Consider the following 20,716-nt stretch of genomic DNA (forward strand, 5'->3'; position numbering starts at 1 on the left):
ATCAGAAGCGAAAGCCTGGGCCGATCAGCAGCTGCACAGCGCCTGATCCAGGACCTGGCGCAGTTCCAGTGGATGGTCGACCACCACGTCGGCGCCCCAGTGCTTGGGATTGTCGTCCGGATGGATGTAACCGTAGGTCACGGCGGCGGTCTTGGTGCCGGCATCGCGGCCCGACTCGATGTCGCGCAGGTCGTCGCCGACGAACAGTACGCTGGCCGGGTCGAGGTCGAGCATCTTGCACGCCAGGATCAACGGCTCCGGATCGGGTTTGCTGTTCTTCACGTGATCCGGGCAGATCAGCAGGGCGGAACGTTCCGCCAGGCCCAGCTGCTGCATGATCGGCTCGGCAAAGCGCACCGGCTTGTTGGTGACCACGCCCCAGATCAGGTTGGCCTTCTCGATATCGGCCAGCAGCTCGGCCATGCCGTCGAACAGCTTGCTGTGCACCGCGCAATGCTTGAGGTAGCGCTCCAGGAACTCCAGGCGCAGCTCCTCGAAGCCCGGGGACTCCGGGTCCATCGAGAAGGTGACGGCCACCATCGCCCGGGCGCCGCCGGAGATTTCGTCACGGATGTGCTTGTCCGCGATCGGCGCCAGGCCGCGGTCGGCGCGCATGGCCTGGCAGATGGCGATGAAGTCCGGCGCGGTGTCGAGCAGGGTGCCGTCCATGTCGAAAAGAACTGCTCTGATACGCATGGGCTTATTCCTCTCGCAGGGTCTGGATCATGTAGTTGACGTCGACGTCGGCGGCCAGCTTGTAGTGCTTGGTCAGCGGGTTGTAGGTCAGGCCGATGATGTCCTTGACGGTCAGGCCGGCGTCGCGGCTCCAGGCGCCCAGTTCGGAAGGACGGATGAATTTCTTGAAGTCATGGGTGCCGCGCGGCAGCAGCTTCATGATGTATTCGGCGCCGATGATGGCGAACAGGTAGGCCTTCGGATTGCGGTTGATGGTGGAGAAGAACACCTGGCCGCCGGGCTTGACCATGCGGAAGCAGGCGCGGATCACCGAGGACGGATCCGGTACGTGCTCGAGCATTTCCAGGCAGGTGACGACGTCGAACTGCTCGGGCATTTCCTCGGCCAGGGCTTCGGCGGTGATCTGCCGGTATTCGACGTTCACCCCGGATTCCAGTTGATGCAGCTGTGCCACCGCCAGCGGGGCCTCGCCCATGTCGATACCGGTTACCGTGGCGCCGCGCTGGGCCATGGCTTCGCTGAGGATGCCGCCGCCGCAACCGACGTCGAGGACTTTCTTGCCGGCCAGGTTGACGCGCTCGTCAATCCAGTTGACCCGCAGCGGGTTGATATCGTGCAGCGGCTTGAATTCGCTCTCGCGGTCCCACCAGCGATGGGCGAGGGCTTCGAATTTGGCGATTTCGGCGTGGTCGACGTTACTCATGGGTAATCCTCTGAATCTGGAAAATGCTTGCTGTCGGTCTCGAGCCGGGGCTCGAGGGTTCCTGCTATTCGGTATGGCCGCTGATACGCCGGCCCCAGGCTGTCGCCGTGGCATGCAGCTGTTGTTCGTCCAGGCGCGTCAGGCGCCGGTCGTCGAGCAATTGCTTGCCGGCGACCCAAAGGTGTTTCACGCAATCGCGGCCGGTGGCATATATAAGCTGCGAAACCGGGTCGTAGATCGGTTGCTGCGCCAGGCCGGACAGGTCGAAGGCCACCAGGTCCGCGGCCTTGCCGAGTTCCAGCGAGCCGATCTCGCTCTCCAGGCCCAGGGCTCGCGCGCCGTTTAGGGTGGCCATGCGCAGCGCCTGGTGAGCATTCAGGGCAGTGGCAGAGCCTGCCACGGCCTTGGCTAGCAGTGCGGCAGTACGGGTTTCGCCGAGCAGGTCCAGGTCGTTGTTGCTGGCGGCCCCATCGGTGCCTACTGCAACATTGACGCCAGCCTGCCACAGCCGTTCCACCGGGCAGAAGCCGCTGGCCAGTTTCAGGTTCGACTCCGGGCAATGAATGACATTGCTGTTGGTTTCTACCAGCAAAGCCAGGTCGTCATCGCTGATTTGGGTCATGTGTACGGCCTGGAAGCGCGGCCCGAGCAGGCCCAGGCGCGCCAGGCGGGCCAAGGGCCGCTCGCCGTGCCGGGCGACGGCCTGCTCCACCTCGAAGGCGGTTTCATGGACATGCATATGGATCGAGGCATCGAGTTCTTCGGCAATGATCCGGATCTTCTCCAGGTTTTCGTCGCCGACCGTATAGGGCGCGTGGGGGCCGAAGGTGATCTTGATGTGCGGATGATGCTTGAGGTCGCTGAACAGCTCGACGCCCTGGCGGATGGCCTCGTCGGCGCTATGGGCGCCCGGGATCGGAAAGTCGAGGATCGGAATGGCGATCTGCGCCCGAATGCCGCTGTTGTGCACGCGCTCGCTGGCCACCTTCGGGAAGAAGTACATGTCGGAAAAGCAGGTGATCCCGCCTTTGAGCTGTTCGGCGATGGCCAGGTCGGTACCGTCGCGGACGAAGGCTTCATCTACCCATTTGGCTTCGGCGGGCCAGATGTGGTTTTCCAGCCAGGTCATCAGCGGCAGATCGTCGGCCAGGCCGCGGAACAGGGTCATCGCCGCGTGACCATGGGCATTGATCAGGCCGGGGCTGAGCAACATGCCGGGCAGCTCGCGGACCTCGGCAGCCTGCAGCTTCAAGGCGTCGGCACGCGGGCCGATGAACACGATGCGCCCGTCGCGGATACCCAGGCCGTGCTCCTTGAGCACCACGCCGGCCGGTTCAACAGGCACCAGCCAGGTCGGCAACAGGAGTAGGTCGAGCGCAACGACAGGGTTCGGCATCGAAGATCGGTTCCAGGGCGTTTGTGGAGGATGGCGAAGTATACCCGAGCGTCTTCGCCGGGGGATCGCTATAATCGGCGGCTTTTGTTCATGAGTGCGGGGTGAGGGATGCGCGATCGACTGTTGGCTGCGGAGAAGGTGAAGGCCATCGATTGGCGGGATGACGCCCTGTATCTGCTCGATCAGCGTATTTTGCCCTTCGAAGAAAGCTGGATCGCCTACACCAGCGCGGCCGGCGTCGCACAGGCCATTCGCGAAATGGTAGTGCGGGGTGCGCCGGCGATCGGCATTAGCGCCGCCTATGGAGTGGTCCTGGCGGCGCGCGCGCGTTTTGCCGCCGGTGGCGACTGGCAGGCGGCGATGGAAGAAGACTTCGCGCTGCTCGCCGATTCGCGCCCGACCGCGGTCAACCTGTTCTGGGCGCTGAACCGCATGCGTGAACGCCTGGAACGCCTCAAGGACCACGCCGACCCGTTGGCGCTGCTGGAAGCGGAAGCCCTGGCCATCCATGAGAGCGACCGCGAAGCCAACCTGACCATGGCCCAGCTGGGTGTCGACTTGATCCGCAGGCATCAGGGCAATGCCCAGGCCATCCTGACCCACTGCAACACCGGTGCCCTGGCGACCGGCGGTTTCGGCACGGCCCTGGGGGTGATTCGCGGGGCCTTTATCGAGGGCATGGTCGAGCGGGTGTATGCCAATGAAACCCGTCCCTGGCTGCAAGGCTCGCGGCTGACCGCCTGGGAACTGGCCAACGAAGGCATCCCGGTGACCTTGAATGCTGACTCCGCTGCCGCGCATATCATGAAAACCAAGGGCGTGACCTGGGTGATCGTCGGTGCCGACCGCATTACCGCCAATGGCGACGTGGCGAACAAGATCGGCACCTACCAGCTGGCGGTCAATGCGATGCACCACGGCGTGCGTTTCATGGTGGTCGCGCCGAGCTCGACCATCGACATGGCTCTGGCCAGCGGCGACGACATTCCGATCGAGGAGCGTGATGGCAAGGAGCTGCTCGAGCTCGGCGGCAAGCGGGTAGGGGCGGATGTGGAGGCCTACAACCCGGTATTCGACGTCACCCCGGCGGACCTGATCGACGCCATCGTCACCGAGAAAGGCATAGTCGAGCGTCCCGACACCGCGAAAATGACCCAATTGATGTGCCGCAAGCGCCTGCATTGAGGGCATTTTGCAAAAGTTTTCGCTGATGGCTGCCGTAGGGTGGCCGTTAGTCCAGGAAAAAATCCGCATTTAAGTGCGAAATCTGTCTCTGAGCTTCTCTCGTCTCTTATCAGCCTGTCACCGGTCAACTAACTATGCTCCATGCGCATCAGGGGGATAGGTGCGTGGCAGCGATTGTGATAACATCCGGCGGTTTCCAAGGTGGTCCGAAGTGACCGCCTTCACTGCGCAAATCCATGGCATAACTTGTTGATTTGTCGTAAGTCGGTGCATGGCACTAGGCCTGCAGCGGCGAGCTTCGTTCGTCCCATATGGATGTGACGAAGTTTCACCAGAAAAAGGAATCAGGCTTCTCATGGGCGAACTGGCCAAAGAAATCCTCCCGGTCAATATCGAAGACGAGCTGAAACAGTCCTATCTCGACTACGCGATGAGCGTAATCGTCGGGCGGGCACTGCCTGATGCGCGCGATGGCTTGAAGCCCGTGCACCGGCGTGTGCTGTACGCGATGAGCGAGCTCGGTAACGACTGGAACAAGCCGTACAAGAAATCTGCCCGTGTTGTCGGTGACGTGATCGGTAAGTATCACCCGCACGGTGATACCGCGGTGTACGACACCATCGTTCGTATGGCCCAGCCATTCTCCCTGCGCTACCTGCTGGTAGACGGCCAGGGTAACTTCGGTTCGGTCGACGGCGACAACGCGGCGGCCATGCGATACACCGAAGTGCGCATGACCAAGCTGGCGCACGAGCTGCTGGCCGACCTGCACAAGGAAACCGTGGACTGGGTGCCGAACTACGACGGCACCGAGCTGATCCCCGCGGTCATGCCGACCAAGATCCCCAACCTGCTGGTCAACGGCTCCAGCGGTATCGCCGTGGGCATGGCGACCAACATTCCGCCGCACAACCTCGGCGAAGTCATCGACGGTTGCCTGGCGCTGATCGACAACCCGGAGCTGACCGTCGATGAGCTGATGCAGCACATCCCGGGCCCGGACTTCCCGACCGCGGCGATCATCAACGGTCGCGAAGGCATCATCGAAGCCTACCGTACCGGTCGCGGGCGCATTTACATGCGTGCCCGCTCGATCATCGAGGACATCGACAAGGTCGGTGGCCGTCAGCAGATCGTCATCACCGAGCTGCCTTACCAGCTGAACAAGGCGCGCCTGATCGAGAAGATCGCCGAGCTGGTCAAGGAGAAGAAACTCGAAGGCATCACCGAACTGCGCGACGAGTCCGACAAGGACGGTATGCGCGTGGTGATCGAGCTGCGCCGTGGCGAAGTGCCGGAGGTGATCCTCAACAACCTCTACGCCCAGACCCAGCTGCAGAGCGTGTTCGGTATCAACATCGTTGCGCTGATCGACGGTCGTCCGCGGATCCTCAACCTGAAGGACCTGCTGGAAGCCTTCGTGCGTCACCGCCGTGAAGTGGTGACCCGCCGCACCGTGTTCGAACTGCGCAAGGCCCGTGAACGTGGCCACATTCTCGAAGGCCAGGCCGTTGCCCTGTCGAACATCGACCCGGTCATCGCCCTGATCAAGGCCTCGCCGACCCCGTCGGAAGCCAAGGAAGCGCTGGTCAGCACGCCTTGGGAATCCAGCGCGGTGATGACCATGGTCGAGCGCGCCGGCGCGGATTCCTGCCGTCCGGAGAACCTCGATCCGCAATACGGTCTGCGCGACGGCAAGTACTTCCTGTCGCCAGAGCAGGCACAGGCCATCCTGGAACTGCGTCTGCACCGCCTGACCGGCCTCGAGCATGAAAAACTGCTGGCCGAGTACCAGGAGATCCTCAACCAGATCGGCGAGCTGATCCGCATCCTCAACAGCGCCACGCGCCTGATGGAAGTGATCCGCGAAGAGCTGGAAGTGATTCGCGCCGAATACGGCGATGTGCGCCGTACCGAGATCCTCGATGCCCGTCTCGACCTGACCCTGGGCGACATGATTCCGGAAGAAGAACGCGTCGTGACCATTTCCCACGGCGGTTATGCCAAGACCCAGCCGCTGGCTGCGTACCAGGCCCAGCGTCGTGGCGGTAAAGGCAAGTCGGCGACCGGCGTCAAGGATGAGGACTACATCGCTCACCTGCTGGTGGCCAACAGTCACACCACGCTGTTGCTGTTCTCCAGCAAGGGCAAGGTCTACTGGCTGAAAACCTACGAAATTCCAGAAGCTTCCCGTGCCGCCCGCGGCCGTCCGCTGGTCAACCTGCTGCCGCTGGATGACGGTGAGTACATCACCACCATGCTGCCGGTCGAGGAATACACCGAAGGTCACTACATCTTCATGGCGACCGCCAACGGCACCGTGAAGAAGACCCCGCTGGAATCCTTCAGCCGTCAGCGCAGCGTCGGTCTGATCGCGCTGGAACTGGACGAGGGCGATGTGCTGATTTCCGCCGCGATCACCGATGGCGAGCGCGAAGTCATGCTGTTCTCCGATGGTGGCAAGGTGACTCGCTTCAAGGAATCCGACGTTCGTGCCATGGGCCGTACCGCCCGCGGTGTGCGCGGCATGCGTCTGCCGGAAGGGCAGAAGCTGATCTCCATGCTGATCCCGGAAGAAGGCAGCCAGATTCTCACCGCTTCGGCGCGTGGTTATGGCAAGCGTACGGCGATCACCGAGTTCCCTGAGTACAAGCGTGGCGGTCAGGGCGTTATCGCCATGGTCAGCAACGAGCGTAACGGCCGTCTGGTCGGCGCGGTTCAGGTGCTCGACGGCGAGGAAATCATGCTGATTTCCGACCAGGGCACCCTGGTGCGCACCCGGGTCGACGAAGTGTCCAGCCTGGGCCGTAACACCCAGGGCGTGACCTTGATCAAGCTGGCCAACGACGAAACGCTGGTAGGCCTGGAGCGGGTTCAGGAGCCGTCCGAAGTCGAAGGCGACGAATTGGAAGACGAAGATGGCGAGGTGCTCGAGGGCGCCGTGCTGGATGCGGCGACTGACTCGGATGATGCCGTCGAAGGTCAGCAGGCTGACGCCGCAGGCGAAGAAGAGTCGCAAGACTAAATAAATCGTAGCAGGGCAGAGTGTTTGCTCTGTCCGCTACCGTGAATGCATAGCGAGAGTGGATGTGAGCAAACGAGCCTATAACTTCTGCGCAGGTCCCGCTGCGCTACCTGAAGCTGTCCTGTTGCGTGCCCAGGCCGAATTGCTGGATTGGCATGGCAAGGGCCTGTCGGTCATGGAGATGAGCCATCGCAGCGATGAGTTCGTCTCCATCGCCACCAAGGCCGAGCAGGATCTGCGTGATCTGCTGAATATCCCCTCGAACTATAAAGTGCTGTTTCTGCAAGGCGGCGCCAGCCAGCAATTTGCTCAGATTCCACTGAACCTGTTGCCGGAAGATGGCACTGCCGACTATATCGACACCGGTATCTGGTCGCAGAAGGCCATTGAAGAAGCCTCGCGCTACGGCCATGTCAATGTGGCCGCCACCGCCAAGCCCTACGATTACTTCGCCATCCCTGGCCAGAACGAATGGCAGCTGTCGAAAGACGCGGCCTATGTGCACTACGCGCCGAACGAAACCATTGGCGGCCTGGAATTCCAGTGGATCCCGGAAACCGGCGACGTTCCGCTGGTGGCCGACATGTCTTCCGACATCCTCTCGCGCCCTGTGGATATCTCCCGCTTCGGCATGATCTATGCCGGTGCGCAGAAAAACATCGGCCCGAGCGGCATCCTGGTCAATATCGTGCGCGAGGACCTGCTGGGTCGCGCGCGTTCGCTGTGCCCGACCATGCTCGACTACAAGGTCGCGGCGGATAACGGCTCGATGTACAACACTCCGCCGACCCTGGCCTGGTACCTGTCCGGTCTGGTGTTCGAGTGGCTCAAGGAGCAGGGCGGGGTGGAAGCCATCGCCAAGCTCAATGACGTCAAGCAGCGCACCCTGTACGACTTCATCGATGCCAGCGGCCTGTACAGCAACCCGATCAACAAGTCGGACCGCTCGTGGATGAACGTACCGTTCCGCCTGGCCGATGACCGTCTGGACAAGCCATTCCTGGCCGGCGCCGACGCGCGTGGCCTGTTGAACCTCAAGGGTCACCGTTCGGTAGGCGGCATGCGGGCCTCCATCTACAACGCCGTCGACATCAATGCGGTCAATGCGCTGGTGGCGTACATGGCAGAGTTCGAGAAGGAACACGGCTAATGTCTGAGCAAGAACTCAAGGCACTGCGCCTGCGCATTGACGCTCTGGACGAGAAAGTCCTGGAGTTGATCAGTGAGCGCGCGCGCTGCGCCCAGGAAGTCGCGCGAGTAAAGATGGCCTCGCTGGCCGAAGGCGAAGTGCCGGTGTTCTATCGTCCTGAGCGTGAAGCTCAGGTGCTCAAGCGGGTGATGGAGCGCAACCAGGGGCCGTTGGGCAACGAAGAGATGGCGCGGCTGTTCCGTGAAATCATGTCGTCCTGCCTGGCGCTCGAACAGCCGCTGAAAGTGGCTTACCTCGGTCCGGAGGGCACCTTCACCCAGGCTGCGGCCATGAAGCACTTCGGTCACGCGGTGATCAGCAAGCCGATGGCGGCGATCGACGAAGTGTTCCGTGAGGTGGCGGCGGGTGCGGTGAACTTTGGTGTGGTGCCTGTGGAAAACTCCACCGAGGGTGCGGTCAACCACACCCTCGACAGTTTCCTGGAGCACGACATGGTGATCTGCGGCGAGGTCGAGCTGCGTATCCACCATCATCTGCTGGTCGGTGAAAACACCAAGACCGACAGCATCAGCCGCATCTACTCCCATGCCCAGTCCCTGGCGCAGTGCCGCAAGTGGCTGGATGCCCATTATCCGAATGTCGAGCGGGTTGCGGTTTCCAGCAACGCCGAGGCGGCCAAGCGGGTCAAGGGCGAGTGGAACTCGGCGGCCATCGCCGGCGACATGGCGGCGAGCCTGTATGGCCTGACCCGCCTGGCCGAGAAAATCGAGGATCGCCCGGACAACTCCACGCGCTTCCTGATGATCGGCAACCAGGAAGTGCCGCCGACCGGCGACGACAAGACCTCGATCATCGTTTCCATGAGCAACAAGCCCGGCGCTCTGCATGAGCTGCTGGTGCCTTTCCATGACAACGGTATCGATCTGACGCGTATCGAAACCCGGCCTTCGCGCAGCGGCAAGTGGACCTATGTGTTCTTCATCGACTTCGTCGGCCACCACCGCGATCCATTGATCAAGGGTGTGCTGGAAAAGATCAGTCAGGAAGCAGTGGCACTCAAGGTGCTGGGTTCCTACCCGAAAGCGGTTCTCTGAGGCGTTAACAATGAGTGGCGACTTCCTCGCTCTGGCGCAGCCAGGCGTGCAACAACTTTCGCCTTACGTTCCGGGCAAGCCCGTGGACGAACTGGCACGCGAGCTGGATATCGATCCGGCGAAAATCGTCAAGCTGGCGAGCAATGAAAACCCGCTGGGCGCCAGCCCCAAGGCGCTGGCGGCGATTCGCGAAGAGCTGGCCGAGCTGACCCGCTATCCGGATGGCAATGGTTTTGCGCTCAAGACCCTGCTGGCCGAGCGCTGCGGCGTCGAGCTGGCGCAGGTCACCCTGGGCAATGGTTCCAACGACATTCTGGAGCTGGTCGCCCGTGCCTATCTGGCGCCTGGCCTGAATGCGGTGTTCAGCGAGCACGCCTTTGCGGTCTATCCGATCGTTACCCAGGCCGTGGGTGCCGAAGCCCGTGTGGTTCCGGCCAAGGACTGGGGGCATGACCTGCCGGCCATGCTGCTGGCCATCGATGCCGATACCCGGGTGGTCTTTATCGCCAACCCGAACAACCCGACCGGCACCTGGTTCAGTGCCGAGGCGCTGGACGAGTTCCTCCAGGACGTACCGGCGCACGTGCTGGTGGTGCTGGACGAGGCTTACATCGAATATGCCGAAGGCAGCGACCTGCCGGATGGCCTGGATTTCCTGGCGGCTTATCCGAACCTGCTGGTTTCGCGAACCTTCTCCAAGGCCTACGGCCTGGCCGCGTTGCGCGTAGGTTATGGCTTGTCGACTCCGACCGTTGCCGACGTGCTCAATCGCGTTCGCCAGCCATTCAACGTCAACAGTCTGGCCCTGGCGGCGGCCTGTGCAGCGCTGCAGGATGCCGATTACCTGGCCGAGAGCCGTCGTCTGAACGAGGCCGGCATGCAGCAGCTGGAAGCCGGCTTCCGGGAGCTGGGCCTGAGCTGGATCCTTTCCAGGGGCAACTTCATCGCCGTGGACGTCGGGCGGGTTGCCGCGCCGGTGTTCCAGGGGTTGTTGCGTGAAGGGGTGATCGTGCGTCCGGTGGCCAACTACGGCATGCCGAATCACCTGCGCGTGACCATTGGCCTGCCGGCTGAGAACACCCGTTTCCTCGAGGCTTTGGCCAAGGTCCTGGCCCGTGGTTGATGTCATTCCAGTGCAACCTGCGGTGCCTATGATCGGTCGCCTGGTGGTGGTCGGTCTGGGGCTGATTGGCGGTTCCTTTGCCAAGGGCCTGCGTGAAAGTGGCGTATGCCGCGAGGTGGTCGGTGTCGATCTCGATCCGCAATCGCGCAAGCTGGCCGTTGAGCTGGGTGTGGTGGATCGCTGCGAAGAAGACCTGGCGCTGGCGTGCCAGGGCGCTGACGTGATCCAGCTGGCGGTACCGATTCTGGCCATGGAAAAGCTGCTGGCGATTCTGGCCGGCATGGATCTGGGGCAGGCGATCCTGACCGATGTCGGCAGCGCCAAGGGCAATGTGGTGCGAGCGGCGACCGAGGCTTTTGGCGGCATGCCACCACGCTTCGTCCCGGGGCATCCGATTGCCGGCTCCGAGCAGAGCGGGGTGGAAGCTTCCAATGACCAGCTGTTCCGTCGCCACAAGGTGATCCTGACACCGCTGGAACAGACCGACCCGGCAGCGCTGGCGGTGGTCGACAAACTCTGGCGAGAGCTGGGGGCCGATGTCGAGCACATGCAGGTCGAGCGCCACGATGAAGTGCTGGCGGCAACCAGTCACCTGCCGCATTTGCTGGCCTTCGGTCTGGTCGATTCGTTGGCCAAGCGCAGTGAAAATCTGGACATCTTCCGCTACGCTGCGGGCGGTTTCCGTGATTTCACGAGAATCGCCGGTAGCGATCCGGTCATGTGGCACGACATCTTTCTCGCCAATCGCGAAGCTGTCCTGCGCACACTCGATACATTTCGCAACGACCTCGACGCCCTGCGCGACGCGGTCGATGCAGGGGATGGGCACCAGTTGTTGGGCGTATTCACTCGCGCCCGGGTTGCTCGCGAGCATTTCAGTAAAATCCTGGCCCGTCGGGCCTATGTGGACGCTATGAACTCCAATAACCTGATTTTCCTGGCAAATCCTGGTGGCCGCCTGACTGGGCGGATTCGTGTACCGGGCGACAAGTCGATTTCTCACCGTTCGATCATGCTCGGCTCCCTGGCCGAAGGTACTACCGAAGTCGAAGGCTTCCTCGAGGGCGAAGACGCCTTGGCGACGCTGCAGGCTTTCCGTGACATGGGCGTGGTGATCGAAGGCCCGCACCATGGTCGCGTGACCATCCATGGCGTTGGCCTGCATGGCCTGAAGCCGGCTCCGGGGCCGATCTATCTGGGCAACTCCGGCACTTCGATGCGTCTGCTGTCCGGCCTGCTGGCTGCGCAGAGTTTCGATAGCGTGCTGACGGGCGATGCCTCGCTGTCCAAGCGTCCGATGAACCGCGTAGCCAATCCGCTGCGCGAGATGGGGGCAGTGATTGAAACTGCCGCGGAAGGGCGTCCGCCGATGACCATCCGTGGTGGTCACAAGCTCAAGGGTCTGACTTACACCATGCCGATGGCCAGTGCCCAGGTTAAGTCCTGCCTGCTGTTGGCTGGCCTGTACGCCGAGGGCAAGACCACGGTGACCGAGCCTGCGCCAACCCGCGATCACACCGAGCGCATGCTGCGTGGTTTCGGTTACTCGGTAGCGGTCGAAGGCGCCACGGCCTCGGTCGAGTCTGGTGGCAAGCTGCAGGCGACCCATATCGAGGTGCCTGCGGATATTTCCTCGGCGGCCTTCTTCCTGGTGGCTGCGTCCATCGCCGAAGGTTCCGAGCTGGTGCTCGAGCACGTTGGCATCAACCCGACTCGTACCGGGGTAATCGATATCCTGCGTCTGATGGGGGCTGATATCAGCCTGGAAAACCAGCGCGAAGTCGGCGGCGAGCCTGTGGCGGACCTGCGTGTTCGCGCGGCGAAGCTCAAAGGTATCGAGATTCCGGAAGAGCTGGTCCCGCTGGCAATCGACGAGTTCCCGGTGCTGTTCGTCGCCGCGGCCTGTGCCGAAGGGCGTACCGTGCTGCGCGGCGCCGAAGAGCTGCGGGTCAAGGAGTCCGATCGCATTCAAGTGATGGCCGACGGTTTGCTGGCCCTGGGCGTCAAGTGCGAGCCGACTCCGGACGGTATCATCATCGATGGCAGCCAGATTGGCGGCGGCGAAGTGCACGGGCATGGCGACCACCGTATCGCCATGGCCTTCAGCGTGGCCTCGTTGCGCGCCAATGCGCCAATCCGCATCCATGACTGCGCCAACGTTGCCACCTCCTTCCCGAACTTCCTCGCGTTGTGCGCGCAGGTCGGTATTCGCGTTGCGCAAGAGGCTCAGTCGTGAACATCAAGGCGCCAGTCATCACCATCGATGGGCCAAGCGGCTCGGGCAAGGGCACTATCGCCGGGATTCTGGCCAAGCGCCTGGGGTGGTGTCTGCTGGATTCCGGTGCCTTGTATCGCCTGCTGGCTTTTGCCGCGCGCAATCATGGCGTCGACCTGACTAACGAGGAGTCGCTGAAGCTGTTGGCGGCTCATCTGGATGTGCAGTTCGTCGGAGCGACCGAAGGTCATCCGCAACGCATCATTCTGGAAGGTGACGATGTCACCGATGATTTGCGCAACGAGCAGGTTGGCGCCTGGGCCTCCCAGGTCGCGGCGCTGCCGGCCGTGCGAGACGCGCTGTTGCAGCGTCAGCGGGCTTTTCAGGAGCCGCCGGGGCTGGTGGCCGATGGGCGCGACATGGGGACAGTGGTATTTCCCGATGCGCCCCTGAAAATATTCCTCACTGCCAGTGCCGAGGAGCGTGCGCGCCGCCGTTACTTGCAGTTGAAGGGAAAAGTCGATGGTGTTAGTCTGTCGAGTCTGCTAGATGAGATTCGTGCGCGCGATGAGCGTGACACCCAGCGAGCAGTCGCCCCGCTCAAACCGGCGGTTGACGCTATACAGCTGGATTCCACGGAGTTGTCCATCGAGCAGGTGCTGGAACGCATCCTGAGTGAAATCGCCATTCGCGATATCGCCGGGTGACCAAGGAGGAGCGCAGGGGACCAGTCATAGTCCTGCGGTCCTTCTTTTATATGAACGTAACCCACATTGTCTGGGATGTGGCAGATGGGCGTATTCTTCGCCCTTATCAACAGGAATTAAAATGAGCGAAAGCTTTGCGGAACTCTTTGAAGAAAGCCTAAAAACCCTGAACCTTCAGGCAGGCTCCATCATCACCGGTGTTATCGTCGACATCGACTACCAAGCGCGTTGGGTAACCGTTCACGCTGGTCTGAAGTCTGAAGCGCTGATCCCGCTTGAGCAGTTCTACAACGATGCTGGCGAACTGTCCATCAATGTTGGTGATGAAGTTCACGTTGCTCTGGATTCGGTTGAAGACGGCTTTGGCGAAACCAAGCTGTCCCGTGAAAAAGCCAAGCGCGCTGAATGCTGGATCGTTCTGGAAGCAGCCTTCGCAGCCGAAGAAGTGGTCAAGGGCGTTATCAACGGTAAGGTTAAAGGCGGCTTCACTGTCGACGTTAACGGCATCCGTGCGTTCCTGCCAGGTTCTCTGGTTGACGTCCGTCCAGTGCGCGACACCACGCACCTGGAAGGCAAAGAGCTCGAGTTTAAAGTCATCAAACTCGACCAGAAGCGCAACAACGTTGTCGTTTCCCGCCGTAGCGTCCTCGAAGCCGAGAACTCCGCTGAGCGTGAAGCTCTGCTGGAATCCCTGCAGGAAGGTCAGCAAGTCAAAGGTATCGTCAAGAACCTCACCGATTACGGCGCATTCGTCGATCTGGGTGGCGTCGATGGCCTGCTGCACATCACCGACATGGCTTGGAAGCGCATCAAGCATCCTTCCGAAATCGTCAACGTTGGCGACGAGATCGATGTCAAGGTTCTGAAGTACGATCGTGAGCGCAATCGTGTTTCCCTGGGCCTGAAGCAACTGGGCGAAGATCCATGGGTTGCTATCAAAGCCCGTTACCCAGAAAGCACTCGCGTTACCGCTCGTGTAACCAACCTGACCGACTACGGCTGCTTCGCTGAGCTGGAAGAAGGCGTTGAAGGTCTGGTGCACGTTTCGGAAATGGACTGGACCAACAAGAACATCCATCCTTCGAAAGTCGTACAAGTCGGCGACGAAGTGGAAGTTATGGTTCTGGACATCGACGAAGAGCGTCGTCGTATCTCCCTGGGCATCAAGCAGTGCAAATCTAACCCATGGGAAGATTTCTCTGGCCAGTTCAACAAGGGCGATAAAATCTCCGGCACCATCAAGTCGATCACCGATTTCGGTATCTTCATTGGTCTGGACGGCGGCATCGACGGTCTGGTTCACCTGTCCGACATCTCCTGGAACGAAGTGGGCGAAGAAGCCGTACGCCGCTTCAAGAAGGGCGACGAGCTGGACACCGTTATCCTGTCGGTTGACCCAGAGCGCGAGCGCATCTCCCTGGGTATCAAGCAGCTGGAAAGCGATCCGTTCTCCGAGTACGTTCAAGAGAACGACAAGGGTGCAATCGTTAAGGGTGTTGTAAAAGAAGTTGACGCCAAAGGCGCCATCATCACCCTGGCCAACGATATCGAAGCTACTCTGAAAGCCTCCGAAATCAGCCGTGACCGCATCGAAGATGCTCGTAACGTCCTGAAAGAAGGCGAAGAAGTTGAAGCCAAGATCATCAGCGTTGACCGTAAGAGCCGTGTAATCCAGCTCTCGATCAAGTCGAAAGACGTAGAAGACGAGAAAGAAGCTATCCAGAGCCTGCGCGACAAGCCAGCTGCTTCGGATATCGCTGCTGGTCCTACCACTCTGGGCGACCTGCTGCGTGCACAGATGGAAAAGCAGAACTAAGTTCTGTCAGGCCATAGAAAAAGGGCGACTTCGGTCGCCCTTTTTTGTGCCTGCGATTTGGGTGCTGGCTTGCATCTGCCAGGGGGGGAAACCAATAGAGCTATTCGGGTGTCTATTTTCTTAAGCGGATCAATAACCTATTCAGGGCTAGGCTTGCTTGGGCTGAATGATGGTGGGGCGATTGCCCGGTATAAGGAAGTAGATGAAAAATCTCATTGTGGTTTTCGCAGTTCTGGTCTTGGTGGGTTGTGCGACCAATGCCAAGGTCCATGCAGTTCGTGGTGTCAGCGGTATCGAGATCGATTGCTCCGGTCTTGGGGCTGGATGGGACAAGTGCTACAAGCGCGCTGAGCGTGAATGCAAGGGGGATGGCTATAAGGTCATCACCAGGTCCAGTGATGCCAAGGACGAGGAGGGTGACTATCCCTTTGGCTGGAATCCTGCGGGTTACCTCACACGGACCATGCTTGTCATATGCCGTTAGTAGGATGGCGTGGTGGGAGGTCAGATTGCTGCGGAGTTTTCGTTTTAGGTGCTGTTGGATGCCTTCGTTTGTGGCGTTTTCGCAAGGTGGGAGATAAGTCAATGCTTGGGCTGTTCAAAATCCCCCGGTCGTGCTAAAACCTTTGAAGCGCTTATCTAGCTGCTTGAAAAAGAAGGGAAAAATATGACGAAGTCGGAGTTGATCGAACGAATTGTCACCCATCAAGGGCTGCTCTCATCCAAGGATGTGGAGCTGGCCATCAAGACCATGCTTGAGCAAATGTCCCAGTGCCTGGCAACCGGAGATCGCATCGAGATCCGGGGCTTCGGTAGTTTCTCTCTGCACTATCGCGCGCCGCGCGTAGGTCGCAATCCAAAGACCGGTCAATCTGTCAGTCTCGATGGTAAATTTGTACCTCACTTCAAGCCTGGCAAAGAGCTAAGAGATCGGGTTAATGAGGATGAGGAGGATGGAGAAAGGGTATGAAACTCTTAATCAAGAGGGGAGGGGGTGGCTTTAAGCGTGTGACCTTGGTTGTAGTGGCGCTATTGGTTGCATTGACTTGTTTACTTTTTATTCTTGAAAACCAGCAAGAAGTTACTCTGTCATTCGCTGTATGGTCGACACCGCCGCTGCCCGTTTCTGTGTTCGTTACCGTCTCCTTGCTTGTCGGAATGATTGTCGGGCCGCTATGCGGTGTTCTGCTCGGGCGAAAGTCTGTCGCTGGATGAGTTGTGTTGAGTTTTTAATGTGAGTTCCGTGTGTCGGATTCTTGTTTTATATGGATCTTAAGTGGTGAATTGCATTTGTATGATATTAAGTTGAGATTGTTTTATCGGAATAGGCTGTAATTGATATTCTTTACGTTTTTGCTGTGGTTGTTGTAACTAATGAAAAAAGTGGAAAGCCTATAATTTGAACGGAACCAATCGTTATGTTGAGTAATTCGAGTTCGCCTGTGAGTAATGATGAGGTGGATCTGCGGGCACTGCTTGATGGTTTGTGGCTGCAGAGGTGGTTGATTTTTAGTATTGCGGTTGCCGCAACTTTGATCGCTTTATGTTATGCCCTGCTGGTGGCGCCGGTATATGAGTCAAAGGTCTATGTGATTCCGCCAACTCAAAATGAAATTGCGAACTTTAATTATGGCCGAATTAGTGAGACAGGATTATCTGCTTTTACGGTGAAAGATATTTACTCTGTGTTTCTTGTTGAGTTGCAGTCTGAGTCTCGGCTGCGAGCTTTTTTTAATGAGGTATATTTGCCGGGGTTGGGCGGTGGGGAGCAGAAGCGCTCAGAGGAGGCGTTGTATGCCGACCTTGTAAAAGCATTGACAGTGACAGTGTCTTCTCGGGGGGGCGATCGTTATCAGGTCGCCATTCAAGGTGCTGATCCGGATAAGATCGCGCTTTGGTTGAGAGAGTATGTGGTCGGAGCGGCCAAATCCGCCAAAATGGAAATATTAAAAAATATTAATCGAGAGGCCGAAGTGCGTGCTCGAGGTGTTGGGCAGCAAATTTCAGTACTGCGCGAAAGTTCTGAAAAAAAACGAGAGGACTCCATTACTCAATTGCGTGAAGCCCTTGCTGTTGCAGAGAAGATCGGGTTGGAGGTCTCGCCTGCTGTAACGGGCGGAATCCTGATTGAAATGCAAAAAGAAGGAGTGGGGCAGGAGCTCTATATGCGAGGGGCTAGGGCGCTAAGGGCTGAGATTGCTAATCTTGAGAAGCGAACATCTCAAGATCCATTTACAGAGTCCTTGAGAGAGCACGAAGCCCGTTACCATTTCTACATGTCGCTAACAGAGTTCCGCCCTCGCGATGTTGAGGTGTATCGTATGGATGGTGTCATAAAGCCATCTGATAGGCCCATTAAGCCTCAAAAAGAGATGATCGTATTGATAGGCCTTCTTTTGGGCGTCATTGCTGGTTTTGGTATTGCGCTGCTGCGGATTTCATTTCGCAGGGCATGACCTGAACGGGAAAGGGGGGTAAGGAGCGGTGGCGGTTTTGAAAATTCAAGGTGGTTTGCTGATGTCTGAGGAGCCACTAAGTCGCGTCTGATGACATAGCATAAATCGTTATGATTCAAGCTAAGGATGCAATAGCATAGAGAGTACAAATGATTTGGTCGATTCACATTCCCTTGCGGGCGGCATTGGAAAATGCAGCGCGCAGCGTAATTTGGGGCGTCTCAACTCATTTTTTGCGAATTAGATCGGCCTCGAGTCTGTATAGGCTTACGTTTAGCCGTTATATTTGCGTATTTGCAGCACGAGACTGGTGGGAATCCTCGATTAATTCTCGTTTGGCATTCAGGAATAACCTGATTTCTGGTTATAATTTTCGCATACGCGTTCTGCTGTAGCGGGGTGGTAGAGGTCTGTGGGCGCATCAGGTAAGTCATTCGATAGCCTTTGTTGGTCTGCTTGCCGGAAATGAGGTGGTCGGTGACGATGAGTGAGTCTACCGCTGGTCGTAAAGGTGCCTTGGTGCGAGCGAGACTCTCAGGTTTTTGGGTGGCGCTGGCTTGACTTGTGTTCGTGTAGCTAGGAGCGGGTGGGAATCAGTTACCTGGGTTACTCGGAGCGGTCCGGAATTTATCATTTAAACAAGTTTTTACCTTTCTTGAGTCGGAGTATTACTGATGCACCTGCAGAAACAGGCCAGTGTCGCCAAGTTCAAAAGTAAAGAGGCATTGATTGGGATTGTAGGTCTCGGTTATGTGGGGCTGCCCTTGATGCTTCGTTACAATGCTATTGGCTTTCGTGTGCTCGGTATTGATATCGATAGTCACAAGGTAAGTAAGCTCAATTCAGGCGAGAGCTACATTGAGCATATTCCATCAAGTAAAATTGCACACGCCTGCAAGAGCGGTTTCGAAGCAACTGTTGATTTTAGTCGTGTATCGGAATGTGATGCGCTGATTCTTTGTGTGCCGACGCCGTTGAACAAGTATCGTGAGCCGGACATGAGCTTCGTTATCAATACAACGGATGCGATTAAGCCTTATTTGCGTGCCGGTCAGGTGATTTCGCTGGAAAGTACGACGTATCCGGGAACTACTGAGGAAGAGCTTCTTCCGCGTGTTCAGGAAGGTGGGCTGATTGTCGGTAAGGATATATTCTTGGTATATTCGCCTGAGCGTGAAGATCCTGGAAATCCTGATTTTGAAACACGAACAATCCCTAAAGTTATTGGCGGTGATACCCCAGAGTGTCTAGAAGTTGGTGTCGCTCTGTACGAGCAGGCAATTGATAAGGTCATATCAGTAAGCTCAACGAAAGCTGCCGAGATGACCAAGCTCCTCGAAAATATTCATCGGGCGGTTAATATTGGTTTGGTTAACGAGATGAAAATTGTCGCTGACCGCATGGGTATTGACATTTTTGAGGTTGTGGATGCAGCTGCGACCAAGCCGTTTGGTTTTACGGCCTATTATCCGGGGCCTGGGCTGGGCGGGCACTGTATTCCGATTGACCCATTTTATCTGACCTGGAAAGCACGTGAGTATGGACTGCATACACGGTTTATTGAGCTTTCTGGTGAGGTCAACCAAGCTATGCCCGAGTATGTTGTTAGTAAACTCGTGGATGGGCTGAATGAGCATGGCAAGGCATTGAAAGGTAGCAAGATTTTGGTGCTGGGCATTGCCTATAAGAAGAATGTTGACGATATGCGCGAGTCACCTTCTGTAGAAATCATGGAGTTGCTAGAAGCAAAAGGCAGTTGTATTGCTTATAGTGATCCGCATGTTCCAGTGTTTCCGACCATGCGTGAACATCACTTCACTCTTAGCAGTGAGGCGCTGACTGCGGAGAATATTGCTTCTTACGATGCAGTAGTCTTAGCCACGGATCACGATAAGTTTGACTATGACTTGATCAAAGCTTCTGCGCGTCTGATTGTCGATAGCAGAGGTAAATATCGCACTGCTGCTGCTCATATTATCAAGGCTTGATATATATTTATCGAGATTTCAGCCCCGGCCATTTTTCAAGAGCTTGGTTGGGGCTGTCCTTCAAAAGGAATCTTGCTTTATGAAAAAATTCGCACTGATCGGTGCCGCTGGATACATCGCTCCACGCCATATGCGTGCGATCAAGGACACTGGCAATGTATTGGTTTCAGCTTATGATATCAATGACTCTGTAGGTATTATTGATAGTATATCCCCAGATAGTGAATTTTTTACTGAGTTTGAGCGTTTTCAGGAACATGCATTTCGTCTAAAGCGCGATCAACAAACTGCACTCGATTATATTGCCGTCTGCTCCCCGAACTATTTGCATCATGCTCATATTTCTGCAGGGTTACGCCTTGGCTGCGATGTCATTTGTGAAAAGCCACTGGTGCCGAGCGTGTCGGCTCTTGATGAGCTCACAGTTGTTGAGAGAGAAACTGGTTCGCGTGTTTTCAATATCCTGCAATTGAGACATCACCAGGCAATCCTTGATCTTAAAGCCAAGGTGGCGCGAGAGAATAGAGCGCAAAAATATGATGTTGAGCTTACCTATATCACTTCGCGAGGAAAGTGGTATATGGAAAGCTGGAAAGGGGATCCCCGTAAGTCGTTTGGCGTCGCAACTAATATTGGTGTTCATTTTTACGATATGCTTCACTTTATATTTGGAAAGTTGCAACGCAATGTTGTGCATTTTTCCAGTGACTATAAAGCGGCTGGTTACTTGGAATATGAAAAGGCCCGGGTGCGTTGGTTTTTGTCTATTGATGCCAACGATCTTCCTGCATCGGTGAAAGGTAAGAAGCCAACTTATCGCTCAATCACCGTAGGCGGTGAAGAAATGGAGTTTTCTGAAGGTTTTACTGACTTGCATACCACCAGTTACAAGGAGATTTTGGCTGGTAGAGGATATGGGTTAGAAGATGCGCGGCACTGTGTTGAAACAGTTGATGTTATTCGCTCTTCACGAATAACCACTCCTTCGAATGATGAGGGGCATCCCGCGCTTTCAGGTCTAATTAGTTAAACGATTTAATCAAGCGGGGTAGCTTTTTAGTGCCCCGCTGTGTTTTCGATAATGGTTTTCTGGAGCTGTTATTTTTGTTTTGAGAAAAATTTATAAAAATCTTTTTTCTGATTTTACTAGCGTTGGTTGATG

Annotated in this window: 17 protein-coding genes; 14 read left to right on the forward strand and 3 right to left on the reverse strand. The window is 57.4% G+C overall.

The annotated features are described in order from the left end of the window. Nucleotides 1–24: 24 nt before the first annotated feature. The 3 genes from mupP to ACTJKT_RS06100 all read right to left on the reverse strand — a co-directional run bounded on the left by mupP (nucleotide 25) and on the right by ACTJKT_RS06100 (nucleotide 2,795). Entirely contained in the window at nucleotides 25–696 is a 672-nt protein-coding gene (mupP, locus tag ACTJKT_RS06090) for an N-acetylmuramic acid 6-phosphate phosphatase MupP (RefSeq protein ID WP_025805554.1), read from the reverse strand. A 4-nt stretch (nucleotides 697–700) separates the two neighbouring features. After that, entirely contained in the window at nucleotides 701–1,399 is a 699-nt protein-coding gene (gene ubiG, locus ACTJKT_RS06095) for a bifunctional 2-polyprenyl-6-hydroxyphenol methylase/3-demethylubiquinol 3-O-methyltransferase UbiG (RefSeq protein WP_007932212.1), read from the reverse strand. Between the two features lie 64 nt (nucleotides 1,400–1,463). Beyond that, nucleotides 1,464–2,795 (reverse strand): TRZ/ATZ family hydrolase, encoded by a 1,332-nt coding sequence (locus ACTJKT_RS06100; RefSeq protein ID WP_440786496.1) that lies wholly within the window; start codon nucleotides 2,793–2,795, stop codon nucleotides 1,464–1,466. A gap of 108 nt (nucleotides 2,796–2,903) precedes the next feature. Between ACTJKT_RS06100 and mtnA the strand changes: the two genes are divergently transcribed. The 14 genes from mtnA to wbpB all read left to right on the forward strand — a co-directional run bounded on the left by mtnA (nucleotide 2,904) and on the right by wbpB (nucleotide 20,584). After that, a complete protein-coding gene (mtnA, locus tag ACTJKT_RS06105; RefSeq protein ID WP_097304601.1) occupies nucleotides 2,904–3,980 on the forward strand; it encodes an S-methyl-5-thioribose-1-phosphate isomerase in 1,077 nt (358 codons plus the stop codon). 355 nt (nucleotides 3,981–4,335) lie between these two features. After that, complete coding sequence (gene gyrA / locus ACTJKT_RS06110; protein ID WP_009050168.1) at nucleotides 4,336–7,005, forward strand: DNA gyrase subunit A; 2,670 nt, start codon at nucleotides 4,336–4,338, stop codon at nucleotides 7,003–7,005. A gap of 64 nt (nucleotides 7,006–7,069) precedes the next feature. Further along, nucleotides 7,070–8,155, forward strand: a complete 1,086-nt coding sequence (serC, locus tag ACTJKT_RS06115; protein WP_440786497.1) for a 3-phosphoserine/phosphohydroxythreonine transaminase — start codon at nucleotides 7,070–7,072, stop codon at nucleotides 8,153–8,155. Then, complete coding sequence (gene pheA, locus ACTJKT_RS06120) at nucleotides 8,155–9,249, forward strand: prephenate dehydratase (protein WP_009045010.1); 1,095 nt, start codon at nucleotides 8,155–8,157, stop codon at nucleotides 9,247–9,249. The genes serC and pheA overlap by 1 nt, the downstream gene beginning before the upstream one ends. Nucleotides 9,250–9,259: 10 nt before the next feature. After that, complete coding sequence (gene hisC / locus ACTJKT_RS06125; protein WP_440786498.1) at nucleotides 9,260–10,372, forward strand: histidinol-phosphate transaminase; 1,113 nt, start codon at nucleotides 9,260–9,262, stop codon at nucleotides 10,370–10,372. A gap of 28 nt (nucleotides 10,373–10,400) precedes the next feature. Continuing rightward, on the forward strand, nucleotides 10,401–12,608 hold the full coding sequence (locus ACTJKT_RS06130; RefSeq protein WP_440786591.1) for a bifunctional prephenate dehydrogenase/3-phosphoshikimate 1-carboxyvinyltransferase: 2,208 nt from the start codon (nucleotides 10,401–10,403) through the stop codon (nucleotides 12,606–12,608). Then, entirely contained in the window at nucleotides 12,605–13,294 is a 690-nt protein-coding gene (gene cmk, locus ACTJKT_RS06135) for a (d)CMP kinase (RefSeq protein WP_007931317.1), read from the forward strand. Before ACTJKT_RS06130 ends, cmk begins: the two co-directional genes overlap by 4 nt. Nucleotides 13,295–13,415: 121 nt before the next feature. After that, a complete protein-coding gene (gene rpsA, locus ACTJKT_RS06140) occupies nucleotides 13,416–15,110 on the forward strand; it encodes a 30S ribosomal protein S1 (protein WP_007931318.1) in 1,695 nt (564 codons plus the stop codon). A gap of 202 nt (nucleotides 15,111–15,312) precedes the next feature. After that, nucleotides 15,313–15,594 (forward strand): hypothetical protein, encoded by a 282-nt coding sequence (locus ACTJKT_RS06145; RefSeq protein ID WP_124300154.1) that lies wholly within the window; start codon nucleotides 15,313–15,315, stop codon nucleotides 15,592–15,594. A 183-nt stretch (nucleotides 15,595–15,777) separates the two neighbouring features. Continuing rightward, a complete protein-coding gene (gene ihfB, locus ACTJKT_RS06150; protein WP_226303701.1) occupies nucleotides 15,778–16,080 on the forward strand; it encodes an integration host factor subunit beta in 303 nt (100 codons plus the stop codon). Next, nucleotides 16,077–16,325, forward strand: a complete 249-nt coding sequence (locus tag ACTJKT_RS06155) for a hypothetical protein (protein ID WP_440786499.1) — start codon at nucleotides 16,077–16,079, stop codon at nucleotides 16,323–16,325. The genes ihfB and ACTJKT_RS06155 overlap by 4 nt, the downstream gene beginning before the upstream one ends. 227 nt (nucleotides 16,326–16,552) lie before the next feature. After that, the gene (locus ACTJKT_RS06160) at nucleotides 16,553–17,566 is read left to right on the forward strand and encodes an LPS O-antigen chain length determinant protein WzzB (protein WP_440786500.1); all 1,014 of its coding nucleotides are present in this window, start codon (nucleotides 16,553–16,555) and stop codon (nucleotides 17,564–17,566) included. A gap of 674 nt (nucleotides 17,567–18,240) precedes the next feature. Beyond that, a complete protein-coding gene (gene wbpA / locus ACTJKT_RS06165; RefSeq protein ID WP_440786501.1) occupies nucleotides 18,241–19,554 on the forward strand; it encodes a UDP-N-acetyl-D-glucosamine 6-dehydrogenase in 1,314 nt (437 codons plus the stop codon). 79 nt (nucleotides 19,555–19,633) lie between these two features. Next, nucleotides 19,634–20,584, forward strand: coding sequence for a UDP-N-acetyl-2-amino-2-deoxy-D-glucuronate oxidase (gene wbpB / locus ACTJKT_RS06170; RefSeq protein WP_440786502.1), 951 nt, complete (start codon nucleotides 19,634–19,636; stop codon nucleotides 20,582–20,584). The last annotated feature ends 132 nt before the right edge of the window (nucleotides 20,585–20,716 follow it).

This window comes from Pseudomonas sp. 22526 (genome assembly GCF_052044735.1).
Lineage (GTDB): Bacteria > Pseudomonadota > Gammaproteobacteria > Pseudomonadales > Pseudomonadaceae > Aquipseudomonas > Aquipseudomonas piscium.